We start from the raw sequence: 11,770 nt of genomic DNA, 5'->3' as shown, positions 1-11,770 counted from the left end.
ATTACGGCTCCCTGCCTGCTCAAAAGGGGGGACGGTTACTCATTCGTAGAGTAGTGGCGGGCCTACCGATCGGCAGTGCGGCGTACAACACACCTAGGGTGGCTTGCATGACGCCGCGAGATGCCTCAGACGAGAACAGCAGCCGTTGGTCCGACCTGGACCGTCCACCGCTCAACGGCGCGGCGCTGCGTAAGGGCCTGGTACGGGACGGCGGCCACGGGGGCCTCTACTGCGACATCGAGGTCGTGCAGCGCACCGGATCCACCAACGCGGACCTCATCGCCCTGGCACTCGCGGGGGACGCCGACGAGGGTGCGGTGCTGGTCGCCGAGGAACAGACCGCCGGGCGCGGGCGCCTCGACCGGCAGTGGACGGCACCGGCCCGCTCCGGGCTCTTCTTCTCCGTCCTCCTGAAGCCCGCCGACGTCCCCGTGGCCCGCTGGGGCTGGCTCCCGCTGCTCACCGGTGTCGCCGTCGCCACGGGCCTGTCCCGCTCGGCCGGCGTCGACACGGCACTCAAGTGGCCCAACGACCTGCTGGTGACTGTCGGTGGCGAGGAACGCAAGGCCGGCGGCATCCTCGCCGAGCGTGCCGGGGACGACGCCGTGATCGTCGGTGTCGGCATCAACGTCACCCTGCGCGAGGACGAGCTCCCCGTGCCCCAGGCGGCTTCTCTTGCCTTGGCCGGGGCCGTCGCCACGGACCGCGATCCCCTGCTGCGGGCGGTCCTGCGCTCCCTGGAGCACTGGTACGACAAGTGGCGCGCGGCGGGCGGCGACCCGGTGGAAAGCGGCCTCCAGGAGACGTACGCGGCCGGCTGCGCCACGCTCGGCCGGGTCGTACGGGCCGAGCTGCCCGGGGACCGGTCGATCACCGGGGAGGCCGTCGCGATCGACGGGGACGGGCGGCTGGTCCTCGCCACGGAGGACGGAGTGCAGGAGCCCGTGGGGGCGGGCGACATCGTGCACCTGCGTCCCGCGTGACCCCGACCGCTCTTGTGACAGCTTTGTCCGCGTGACTCACGGAGTGAGCTGGCCCACACCTGCCGTAGCATTGGGCCTGGTCGATACCTGACCGTGGCAGATCGGAAGGGCAGCAGGCGTGACCGTCGACGACACGGGCTCCGGCGCGGACGCGGACGGCCGGGTGGACCCCGATGCCGCCGGTGGCCGGGCCGACCCCTATGCCGCCGATCCCGGCGAAGACCCCCTCGCGCTGCGCCTCGAAGGGCTCATCCTGGGCGCGGAGCGCCGCTACACGCCGTTCCAGGCGGCCCGTACCGCCGGTGTCTCCATGGAGCTGGCCACCCGCTTCTGGCGGGCCATGGGCTTCGCCGACGTCGGCCAGGCCAAGGCGTTCACGGAGGCGGACGTCCTCGCGCTGCGCCGTCTCGCCGGTCTGGTCGAGGCGGGGCTGCTGAGCGAGGCGATGGCCGTGCAGGTGGCCCGCTCCACCGGGCAGACCACCGCGCGGCTGGCCGGCTGGCAGATGGACTCGTTCCTGGAGGGCCTGACCGAGCCGCCCGAGCCCGGTATGTCCCGCACCGAGGTGACGTATCCGATCATCGAGCTGCTGCTGCCCGAGCTGGAGGAGTTCCTCGTCTACGTGTGGCGGCGCCAGCTCGCCGCCTCGGCGGGCCGGGTCGTCCAGGCCAGTGACGACGAGGAGATGGTCGACCGGCGTCTCGCCGTCGGCTTCGCCGACCTGGTGGGCTTCACACGGCTGACCCGCCGCATGGAGGAAGAAGAACTCGGCGAACTCGTCGAGGCCTTCGAGACCACCGCCGCCGACCTGGTGGCCGCGCGCGGCGGCCGGCTCATCAAGACCCTCGGCGACGAGGTCCTGTTCTCCGCGGACGACGCCGGGGTCGCCGCCGAGATCGCGCTGCGCCTGATCGAGACCATGGCCCACGACGAGACCATGCCCGAACTCCGCGTCGGCATCGCCTTCGGCACCGTCACGACCCGCATGGGCGACGTCTTCGGCACGACCGTCAACCTCGCCTCCCGGCTGACCTCGATAGCTCCCCGCGACGCCGTCCTCGTCGACAGCGCCTTCGCCGAGGAGCTCATCCGCAGCGGCGAGGCCCCCGCCTCCGAGGCGGAGGCGGCCGAGGCCGCGGCCACCGCCGAGAAGGAGGGCGAGGAGCCCCCGACGTACCGCTTCGCGCTCCAGCCGATGTGGCAGCGCCCGGTGCGCGGCCTCGGCGTGGTCGAACCCTGGCTGCTCACCCGCCGGGACTCGGCCCCGGCGTAGCGCTGGGAGTCTCCGCCAGGGGGCGATCCCCAGCCGGCGCAGGATGCCGACACGCCTCCCGGAACCGGCATGAACCGGCAGCTCTCTGCTCAATCACGGTGGGCCGGCGGGTCCACGCAGAGCCCGATGATCGGCACGCACAGACCCGGCCGACTCGGCGCCGGGGCAGGGGAGTTGGCGGTCCGGCTCGGGGGCGGCGTGGATGTCGGCTCCGGGGCCGCGCTCGTCGCGGGAGCCAGGGGGCCCGGCGCGGTGACCGGTGCCTGGGGCTGTGGGGTGCCGGGCGCCGTCGTCGTCTCTGCCCCCGTCCCGGTCCCCGTCTCCGGGACGGTCGTGGGTGCCGTCGTCGCGTACGGAGTCGGTACGACGCCGGAGGCGGTGGCCGGCGTCGCGCTCGCGCCGCCCATCACCGAGGTCGCGGAGGGGATCGCCGTCGGATCGCCGCGGATCGTGGCGGCGTTGGCCGGGTGCCCGGCGCTCTGCTCCGCGTCCACGTCCGGGCTCGGCTCCGCCTCCGCCGTGCCCACCCCGCCGACCCCCGACTCGGGCGTCAGCCGTACGAGGCTCAGCACCCCGGCGGCCACGGCGAGCCCGCCGGCGGCGAGCAGGACCTTCCGGGGCCGCGGGCGCCGGTGCCGCCCCCGGGGGAGGACGGGTGGCTCTACGTCCGCGGTGCCCTCGGCCCGCTCCGCCTTCGTGGTCGTCGTCACGATCCCTCCCCTGTCGTGTGGCGGACGCACGTTATGCGCTTCTCCGGGCGGTGCGGCGGGAGTTGGGCGGGATGTCACCCGAACGGGGAAGGCCCGTGCGATGATCGGGGCGAGTTCCGTTAACCCACGTTAACCAGGAGGGTGTCATGAGCGAGGAACGGTTCGGGGAGTTCGTGCTGGTGCGGCGGCACGACCACGTCGCGGAACTCGTCCTGGACCGGCCCAAGGCCATGAACGCCGTCTCCACCGCGATGGCCGGCTCCATCGCCGCGGCCTGTACGGCACTGGCGGCGGACCGGGACGTCCGTGTCACCGTGCTGACCTCCTCGCACGAGCGGGCCTTCTGCGTCGGCGCCGACCTGAAGGAGCGCAACTCGCTCACCGACGCGGAGCTCGTACGGCAGCGCCCGCTCGCCCGGGGCGCGTACACCGGCGTCCTGGAACTCCCGATGCCGACGATCGCCGCCGTGCACGGCTTCGCACTCGGCGGCGGCTTCGAACTCGCGCTGTCCTGCGATCTGATCGTGGCCGACGCCACGGCCGTGGTGGGGCTGCCGGAGGTGTCCGTGGGCGTCATCCCGGGCGGCGGCGGTTCGCAGCTGCTGCCCCGCCGGGTGGGCGCGGCCCGGGCGGCCGAACTGATCTTCACCGCACGGCGGTTGGAGGCGCCCGAGGCGGCGGAGCTGGGCCTGGTGGATCTCCTGGTGGAGACCGGCCGCGACCGCGAGGAGGCCCTGGCGCTGGGCGCGCGCATCGCCGCGAACTCGCCGGTCGGCCTGCGCGCGGCCAAGCGGGCGCTGCGGCTCGGGCACGGCCTGGACCTGCGGGCCGGGCTGGAGGTCGAGGACGCGGCGTGGCGGTCGGTGGCGTTCTCGGGGGACCGGGCGGAGGGTGTGGCGGCGTTCAACGAGAAGCGGAAGCCGGAGTGGCCCGGCGAGTAGCTTCGCCCGTTTTCTGGTTGCCCCTGGAGTGCTACTCCCGGACTGCCGCGATCGCCGTGTCCAGCAGTCTGTCCAGGGGCTTTCTGCCCTTGGACGCGGTCCACTCCTCCACGGCGGCGTCCATGCAGGCGAGCGCGGCGGCGACGACGGCGCGCGCCTGGTAGTCGCGGGTGGCCGCCGGGCCGGTGAGCCGGTCGGCGACGGCGGGTGCGAGGAGGGCGTTCCACTGCGCGTGCTTCTGCTGCTGGGCGGCCCGCAATGAGGGCGTGGTGGCCAGCAGGGTGGACCGGGCCAGGGCGATCCCGCCGTCCTGCCTGAGCGTGCGGAGCGGTTCGTCGAACGCCCGCCGCAGGGCCTCCCACGCCGATTCCTGTGCCGGCCGTGCCCTCAGGGCGGCGGCCAGGTCGTGGCCGAGCTGCTCCATGGACCCGACGACCATGTCCTCTTTGGTGTCGAAGTAGCGGAACACGCTCCGGCCCGACATGCCCACGGCGTTGGCGATCTGTTCGACGGTGGTCTCCTCGAAGCCCCGCTCCATGAACAGGGTCATCGCGGTGTCCGCGATCTCGGCGCGCACCGCCCGTCGAGTGGCTTCCCGCAGCCCCGATCGCCGGGCGTTCGCAGTCTCGGTCACGCAATCCATCATAGCAAGACGAAACTGTCACCCAATGCTTGTATTGTCACTCACTGACAGACATGTCTATGGTTGACAGGCCGGAGCGGTGCGCCAGAGCGGCGCCGGGGGTGCCCGGCACGCAAGGAGAGCAGTGGTGGACATCAACAGCCATGAGGGTGGCGCCCCGTCGTGGGTCACCCTGACCACACCGGACGCCGCCACGAGCACCCGCTTCTACGGCTCGCTGTTCGGCTGGGCCTACGAGGACGGTTTCGGTGACCCGGGCACGTCCTGGACGGCGCTGCTGCGGGGCCGTCCCGTGGCCTCGGTCGTGTCGGCGGAGGGCGCGGGGCAGGCCACGTGGTCGATGCACGTCGGCGTTTCCGACGCCGACAAGACGGCCGAGACGGTCGTCGCCGCGGGAGGCCGCGTGACGACACCGCCGTACGACCTCGAAGGGGCCGGGCGGGCGGCCGGGTTCGCGGACCACAGCGGGACCACGTTCGCGGTGTGGCAGGCCGGCGGTCACGGCGGCGCCGGGGTGGTCGACGAGCCCGGCGCCTTCAGCCGGGGCGAACTGATCACCGACGACGTCGAGGCATCGGCGGCCTTCTACCGCGCGGTGTTCGGCTGGACCCTCGGCGATCCGCAAGGCCCCCTGGGGCGGCGGGAGTTGCGGTTGAACGGGCGTGCCGTCACCGAACTGCTGCCCAGGCCCGCGGCGATGCCGGCCGGGATCCCTCCGTACTGGGACGTCTACTTCACCGTCGCCGATGCGGAGTCGGCCGTAGGCGCAGTTCCGGCCCTCGGTGGAACGGTGCTCATGGGTGCCACCCCGGTCGAGCACGGCACGATCGCCGTCTTCGCCGACCCGGCCGGCGCGGTCTTTACCGTCGTCGCGCCCGAGAAGTGAGAGAGGAACAGCACCATGTCCGTCAACGGAAGGACAGCCATCGTCACCGGAGCCGGTTCCGGACTCGGTGAGGCGGCTGCCAGACGCCTCGCCGGCGAAGGCGCGCGGCTCGTCGTGGCCGACCGGAACCCGGACGCCGTGGAGCGGGTGGCCAAGGAGATCAGAGCCGCAGGCCACGAGGCCGTGCCGTTCGTCGCCGACATCTCGGTGTTCGAACAGGCCCGGGAACTGGTGGAGTTCGCGGTCTCCAGCTACGGCGGACTCGACCTCGCGTTCAACAACGCGGGCATCACTCCGCGGCTCGTCGACGTCCACGAGATCGAGCCGCAGGACTGGCTGGACGTCATCCGGGTCAACCTCACCGGCGTCTTCTTCTGCATGAAGGCGGAGCTGTCCCACTTCGTGGACCACGGCGGCGGCGCGATCGTCAACATGGCTTCCACGGCAGGGGTGATGGCCCACGCCGGACGGGCCGCGTACTCGGCCTCCAAGCACGGCATCGTCGGACTGACCCGGTCGGCCGCCGTCGAGTACGCCCGGCGCGGTATCCGGATCAACGCCGTCGCCCCCGGCCCGATCGACGCACCCTCCGCACAGGGGCTGCCTCCCGAGATACGCGCCCAGATCGCGGCCAAGACCGCGATGAACCGGCCCGGCACCATGGAGGAGGTCGCGGGCGTGGTGCACTTCCTCCTCTCCGACGAGGCGGCCTTCGTCACCGGATCGGTGTACGAGGCCAACGGCGGCCAGACCCAGCTCTGAGCGAGGGCTCCGCGCACGAACGCCGACCGACCGCCCGTCAGAAGCCCCTCTGACGGGCGGTCGGTCGGCGTTCGTGACGGCCACGCGTGACTACTGAAGTGCGCCCCCGCTGACCAGCAGGCTCTGGCCGCTGACCCACGCGGCCAGCTCCGAGACGAGGTACTCGGCGGCGTCCGCTACGTCGTCCACGGTGCCCATCCGACGGCCGATGCGCCCGGGCCGGGCGACGAACTGCCGTACCGGGTGGGCGGGATCGGGCTCGGTGAAGACGCCCGCGCCCTCGATGGCGGTCGGGAGGATCGTGTTGACGGTCACGCCCCGGTCCGCGAGTTCCTGCGCCAGGACCTGCACGGCGTAGCGCGGCGCCGTCTTGCTCGACCCGTACAGGCCCTCTCCGGGCACGGGCACGGTCGTCGTGCTCGAACCGACGTAAATGATCCTGCCCTTGTCCACGACGTGGCGGGCGGCCGCCTGGAGCGCGAAGAAGGTGCCCTTGGTGTTGATCGCGAACAGCTGGTCGAACTGCGCCTCCGTGATGTCGACGAAGTCGATGCCGATCAGCTCGACGCCCGCGTTGGCGACGACGATGTCGATCTGCCCGAACCGTGCGGCGGCCGCGGCGAAGAGGCGGTCTATGCCGGCGAGGACGGACACGTCGGCCCGGACCGTGATCGCCTGGCCGCCGAGGCGTTCGATCTCGGCGGCGGTGGCAGCCGCCCGTTCCTCGTCGGCGGAGTAGTTGACCACGATGTTCGCGCCGAGGCTCGCGTAGCGCAGGGCGATCGCCCTGCCGATGCCCCGTGCGGAGCCGGTGATCACGGCGGTCTTTCCGGTGAGGTCGGTCATCGGAAGCGTCCTCTCCCTTCGTTCCTCGCCGGGCTCACAGGCTCTGGCCGCCGGAGATCTCGATGCGCTGTCCCGTCACCCACCGGTTCGCGTCCGAGAGGAGTGCGGCGAGGGCCGCGCCGATGTCGTCGGGCTCGCCGACGCGGCCCAGCGCGACCTGCGAGGTGAGGTACGCCCGCACCTGCTCGTCGTGCATCATGCCGCCGCCGAAGTCGGTCGCGGTCGCTCCGGGGGCGATGGTGTTGACGCGGATGCCGCGTGCCCCGAGTTCCCTGGCCTGGTAGCGGGTGAGGATCTCGACCGCGCCCTTGACCGCGCCGTAGGCGGCGTGGCCCGGGACCGCGAAGCGGGTCAGACCGCTGGAGACGTTCACGACGGCGCCGCCGTCGGCGAGCAGCGGCAGCAGGGCCTGGGTGAGGAAGAAGACGCCCTTGAGGTGGACGTTCACCAGGTCGTCGAAGTCCTTCTCGGTGGTCTCGGCGAACGGCGCGGTCAGATCGGTGCCGGCGTTGTTGACCAGGAAGTCGAAGGCCGGCCGGTCCCAGCGGGCCGTCAGCTCACTGCCCAGCCGCTCGGCGAAACCGGCGAACGAGCCGACATCGCCGGCGTCGAGGCGCAGCGCCACCGCGGACCGGCCGCGTGCGGTGACGGCGGCCACGACGTCCTCCGCCTCGGCCCGGTTGGCGCGGTAGGTGACGACGACGTCGACGCCGGTCTCGGCGAGGTGCAGCGCGTGCGCACGCCCGAGGCCGCGGTTGGCCCCGGTGATGACGGCGATCTTCTGGTCGGTGCTCATGGTGACTCCTTGAGGGTTTCTCGTTCGGGAGGGGCTGCGAGGGGGGTGGTGCGAGGGGTGCAGCCCTGACCAGTTGAGACGCCCGCGGAACGCATAACCAGTGCCTGTTCGTCCTCTGCCCGGCGGTCCCAGGTTGCGGGGAGTGCCGCTCATCCTGGGATCGGCAGACAGTGGTTGCCGCCCGTCGGGCGCGGCACAGTGGAGCCATGGACCAGACCGCGATGGCGACGTTCCTGCGCACCCGCCGGGAGGCGCTGCAACCCTCCGACGTCGGCTTTCCGCCGGGGCAGCGGCGCCGTACGCCCGGGCTGCGGCGCGAGGAGGTGGCCGCGCTGTGCGGGATGTCGACCGACTACTACAGCCGCCTCGAACGCGGGCGCGGACCCCAGCCGTCCGAGCAGATGCTGACCGCGATCGCCCGCGGGCTGCGCCTCACCCTCGACGAGCGGGACCACCTGTTCGTACTCGCCGGGCACAACGCGCCGGCCCGGGTGAGCCGGGGCGACCATGTCAACGCGGGCATGATGCGGATCCTCGACCGGTTGGAGGACACCCCGGCACAGGTCGTCACCGCGCTCGGCGAGACGCTCGTGCAGACCCGGCTGGCGGTGGCCCTGCTCGGTGACCAGACGGGCTTCACCGGGCCCGCGCGCAGCATCGTCCACCGCTGGTTCACCGATCCGGACGAGCGGGCGCGCTATGCGCCGGGGGACCACGCGACGCACGGCCGGGTGTACGTGGCGCAGCTCAGGTCCGTCGCCGCCCGGGAGGGCAGCGGCTCGCGCGCCGCCGCCCTCGCAAGGAGACTGCGGGCCGAGAACCCCGAGTTCGCGGCGTTGTGGGCCGACCACGAGGTCGGCGTCACCTACACCAACCGCAAGCGGATCATCCACCCCGAGGTCGGGACGGTCTCCCTGCACTGCCAGACGCTCGTCGACCCCGACCAGTCGCAGTCACTGCTGGTGTTCACGGCGACGCCCGGCACGAAGGACCACGACAGACTTCAGCTGCTTTCGGTCATAGGGAGTCAGCCCCTGTCGACCTGAGGCCCGAGCTGCCCCGAGGCCTCGGGCGAGCTGTCCGCACCCACCTGTTCGCCGCATCAACGTCCCGATATGTCGCGAACCTCCCTAGCCTGGAGTGATGGGTGAGGACAGGCGGCTGGCTGCCGTGGTGGAGCTGGCGCAGGGGATGGCGGCGGCGCACACCCCGCGCGAGTCCTGGCGGGCGGCGGCGGCCGGGGCGTGCCGGGCGCTGGACGGGAGTTTCGCCGCGCTGTCGGTGTGGGAGCGGGAGCTGGGGCGGCTGCGGGTCCTCGCCAACGTGGGGGAGCGGGCGGCGGGCGAGGAGGAGTTCCCGGACGGCGAGACCTATCCGGTGCACCAGTTCCCCGAGATCACCGAGTTCCTGCACGAGCGCTGGGCCGGCGGCGGCGAGCCCAACGCCTGGGTCGAGACCGCCGAGGGCCCGGCCGCGGGCAGTCCCGGCTACTGCCACCAGCGTGTGGCGGCGCTACGGCGTCGTAGGCGCGGATGCTGTGTGGTCGCCCCGATCGTGCTGCACGGGCGGGCCTGGGGCGAGCTGTATGTGGCACGGTCGGTCGGCGCGCCCGTGTTCGACCGTGCCGACGCCGACTTCGCGACCGTGCTGGCCTCCGTGGTCGCGGCCGGGATCGCGCAGACCGAGCGGCTGGAGGAGGCGCGGCGGCTGGCGTTCACGGACGCGCTCACGGGTCTCGCCAACCGCCGTGCGGTGGACGTACGGCTCGACGAGGCGGTCGAGCGGCACCGGCGCGACGGGGTCGTGGTCAGCCTCGTCGTCTGCGATCTCAACGGGCTCAAGCGCGTCAACGACACCCAGGGGCACGCGGTCGGTGACCGGCTGCTCGAACGCTTCGGGTCGGTGCTGTCGCTGTGCGGGGCGATGCTGCCGGGGGCGCTCGCCGCGCGACTCGGCGGGGACGAGTTCTGTCTGCTCGCGGTCGGGCCGCCCGCCGACGAGGTGGTCGACGCGGCGGGTGAACTGTGCCGCCGCGCCGCCGAGTTGGAGCTCGGCGAGGGGGCCGCCTGCGGGGTCGCGTCGACCGAGGACCCGATCGGGGCGGTACGGTCCGGCCGCCGGCTGTTCCGGCTGGCGGACGCGGCCCAGTACCGTGCGAAGGCGCTGCGCGCGGACCGGCCGGTGGTCGCCGGACGTGCCGGCCCGGACGATCCGGTGGTGCGCCTCGCCGACTCCCCGACACCGGAGACGCCGGCCGAGCGGCGCCGCTTCCGGGGCCGTCGGACGTGACCTACCTGTAAGGGTTCAACCGGCACCCCGGTAGTGACACTGCCGCATTCAATGCGTACGCTCCTGAATATGGATATGCACACTGTGGTGGTGGGGACGTTCGGGGTCACCGCGTCCGACGTCCTCGCCGTGGCGCGCGGGGGCGCCCGGATCGAGCTTTCGGCCGAGGCCGTCGCGGCGCTCGCCGCGGCGCGCGAGATCGTGGACGCGCTCGCGGCCAAACCGGAACCCGTGTACGGCGTGAGCACCGGCTTCGGGGCCCTCGCGTCCCGGCACATCAGCCCGGAACTCCGCGCCCAGCTGCAGCGCAACATCGTCCGCTCGCACGCCGCCGGCATGGGCCCGCACGTCGAGCGCGAGGTCGTCCGCGCGCTGATGTTCCTGCGCCTGAAGACCGTCTGCTCCGGACACACCGGCGTCCGCCCCGAGGTCGCCCAGACCATGGCCGACGTCCTCAACGCCGGGATCACCCCCGTCGTCCACGAGTACGGCTCCCTCGGCTGCTCCGGCGACCTCGCCCCGCTCTCGCACTGCGCCCTGACCCTCATGGGCGAGGGCGACGCGGAGGGCCCCGACGGCGTCGTACGGCCCGCGGGCGAGCTGCTCGCCGAGCACGGCATCGCGCCCGTCGAACTCCGCGAGAAGGAGGGCCTCGCCCTCCTCAACGGCACCGACGGCATGCTCGGCATGCTGGTCATGGCCCTCGCCGACCTCGACATGCTCTACAAGTCCGCCGACGTCACCGCCGCGCTCTCGCTGGAGGCGCTGCTCGGCACCGACAAGGTGCTCGCGCCCGAGCTGCACGCCATCCGCCCGCACCCCGGGCAGGCCGCCAGTGCCGCCAACATGCTTGCCGTGCTTGCCGGTTCGGAACTCACCGGGCACCACCAGGACGACGCGCCCCGCGTCCAGGACGCCTACTCCGTGCGCTGCGCCCCGCAGGTCGCCGGGGCCGGACGGGACACGATCGCGCACGCCCGCCTGGTCGCGGAACGGGAGTTGGCGTCCGCCGTCGACAATCCCGTTGTGCTGCCCGACGGCCGGGTGGAGTCCAACGGCAACTTCCATGGCGCGCCGGTGGCCTACGTCCTCGACTTCCTCGCCATCGCCGCCGCCGACCTCGGTTCGATCGCCGAGCGCCGTACCGACCGGTTGCTCGACAAGAACCGCTCGCACGGGCTGCCGCCGTTCCTCGCCGACGACGCCGGTGTCGACTCCGGGCTGATGATCGCCCAGTACACGCAGGCCGCGCTGGTCAGCGAGATGAAGCGGCTGGCCGTACCGTCCTCCGCCGACTCGATCCCGTCCTCCGCGATGCAGGAGGACCACGTCTCCATGGGCTGGTCGGCCGCGCGCAAGCTGCGCACCGCTGTCGGCAACCTCACCCGGATCATCGCGGTGGAGCTGTACGCGGCCACGCGGGCCGTGGAGTTGCGCTCCGGTCTGTCCCCGGCACCGGCCTCCCGGGCGGTCATCGACGCCGTACGCGCGGCGGGGGTCGAGGGCCCGGGGCCGGACCGCTTCCTGTCTCCCGACCTGGCCGCGGCGGAGGCGTTCGTGCGCGACGGGCACGTGGTCGAGGCCGTGGAGAAGGTCACCGGGCCGCTGCGGTAGGGCAGTTGGTCAACGGGCCGTCTTCAG

General features: G+C 72.6%; 12 protein-coding genes. 8 read left to right on the top strand and 4 right to left on the bottom strand.

Going from position 1 to position 11,770, the window contains the following annotated elements; translation table 11 throughout:
• Window positions 1-107: 107 nt before the first annotated feature.
• Window positions 108-983: a biotin--[acetyl-CoA-carboxylase] ligase gene (locus OH768_RS19755; RefSeq protein WP_406455386.1), complete on the top strand. Its 876-nt coding sequence runs from the start codon at window positions 108-110 to the stop codon at window positions 981-983.
• A 118-nt stretch (window positions 984-1,101) separates the two neighbouring features.
• Window positions 1,102-2,256: an adenylate/guanylate cyclase domain-containing protein gene (locus OH768_RS19750; RefSeq protein ID WP_019072861.1), complete on the top strand. Its 1,155-nt coding sequence runs from the start codon at window positions 1,102-1,104 to the stop codon at window positions 2,254-2,256.
• 89 nt (window positions 2,257-2,345) lie between these two features.
• Here OH768_RS19750 and OH768_RS19745 read toward each other — a convergent pair whose 3' ends face one another.
• Entirely contained in the window at window positions 2,346-2,966 is a 621-nt protein-coding gene (locus OH768_RS19745) for a hypothetical protein (protein ID WP_406455384.1), read from the bottom strand.
• Window positions 2,967-3,112: 146 nt separating this feature from the next.
• Between OH768_RS19745 and OH768_RS19740 the strand changes: the two genes are divergently transcribed.
• Window positions 3,113-3,907 (top strand): enoyl-CoA hydratase/isomerase family protein, encoded by a 795-nt coding sequence (locus OH768_RS19740; RefSeq protein WP_406455382.1) that lies wholly within the window; start codon window positions 3,113-3,115, stop codon window positions 3,905-3,907.
• A 31-nt stretch (window positions 3,908-3,938) separates the two neighbouring features.
• Here the strand turns inward: OH768_RS19740 and OH768_RS19735 are convergent, their stop codons facing one another.
• Window positions 3,939-4,541 (bottom strand): TetR family transcriptional regulator, encoded by a 603-nt coding sequence (locus tag OH768_RS19735; protein ID WP_406455380.1) that lies wholly within the window; start codon window positions 4,539-4,541, stop codon window positions 3,939-3,941.
• Between the two features lie 136 nt (window positions 4,542-4,677).
• Between OH768_RS19735 and OH768_RS19730 the strand changes: the two genes are divergently transcribed.
• Together OH768_RS19730 and OH768_RS19725 are read left to right on the top strand one after the other, a co-directional pair.
• A complete protein-coding gene (locus OH768_RS19730; protein ID WP_406455378.1) occupies window positions 4,678-5,436 on the top strand; it encodes a VOC family protein in 759 nt (252 codons plus the stop codon).
• Window positions 5,437-5,451: 15 nt separating this feature from the next.
• Complete coding sequence (locus tag OH768_RS19725; RefSeq protein WP_406455376.1) at window positions 5,452-6,198, top strand: SDR family NAD(P)-dependent oxidoreductase; 747 nt, start codon at window positions 5,452-5,454, stop codon at window positions 6,196-6,198.
• A 90-nt stretch (window positions 6,199-6,288) separates the two neighbouring features.
• On the opposite strand, the gene OH768_RS19720 is transcribed toward OH768_RS19725, so the two are convergent.
• Both OH768_RS19720 and OH768_RS19715 read right to left on the bottom strand, forming a co-directional pair.
• Window positions 6,289-7,044 carry an SDR family oxidoreductase gene (locus OH768_RS19720; RefSeq protein WP_406455374.1) on the bottom strand — a complete coding sequence of 252 codons (756 nt, stop codon included), beginning with the start codon at window positions 7,042-7,044 and terminating at the stop codon, window positions 6,289-6,291.
• Between the two features lie 34 nt (window positions 7,045-7,078).
• Window positions 7,079-7,840 (bottom strand): SDR family NAD(P)-dependent oxidoreductase, encoded by a 762-nt coding sequence (locus tag OH768_RS19715; RefSeq protein WP_406455372.1) that lies wholly within the window; start codon window positions 7,838-7,840, stop codon window positions 7,079-7,081.
• Between the two features lie 206 nt (window positions 7,841-8,046).
• On the opposite strand from OH768_RS19715, the gene OH768_RS19710 reads away from it, so the two are divergent.
• The 3 genes from OH768_RS19710 to hutH all read left to right on the top strand — a co-directional run bounded on the left by OH768_RS19710 (window position 8,047) and on the right by hutH (window position 11,743).
• Complete coding sequence (locus OH768_RS19710; protein WP_406455370.1) at window positions 8,047-8,886, top strand: helix-turn-helix transcriptional regulator; 840 nt, start codon at window positions 8,047-8,049, stop codon at window positions 8,884-8,886.
• A 97-nt stretch (window positions 8,887-8,983) separates the two neighbouring features.
• A complete protein-coding gene (locus tag OH768_RS19705) occupies window positions 8,984-10,129 on the top strand; it encodes a diguanylate cyclase domain-containing protein (RefSeq protein WP_406455368.1) in 1,146 nt (381 codons plus the stop codon).
• Window positions 10,130-10,204: 75 nt separating this feature from the next.
• On the top strand, window positions 10,205-11,743 hold the full coding sequence (hutH, locus tag OH768_RS19700) for a histidine ammonia-lyase (protein ID WP_406465348.1): 1,539 nt from the start codon (window positions 10,205-10,207) through the stop codon (window positions 11,741-11,743).
• Window positions 11,744-11,770: the final 27 nt, after the last annotated feature.

The sequence above is a fragment of the Streptomyces sp. NBC_01622 genome, from assembly GCF_045209635.1.
In the GTDB taxonomy this organism is placed as follows: domain Bacteria; phylum Actinomycetota; class Actinomycetes; order Streptomycetales; family Streptomycetaceae; genus Streptomyces.
The sequence above is the reverse complement of the archived record's forward strand: the minus strand, read 5'-3'. Positions and strand labels throughout refer to the sequence as shown.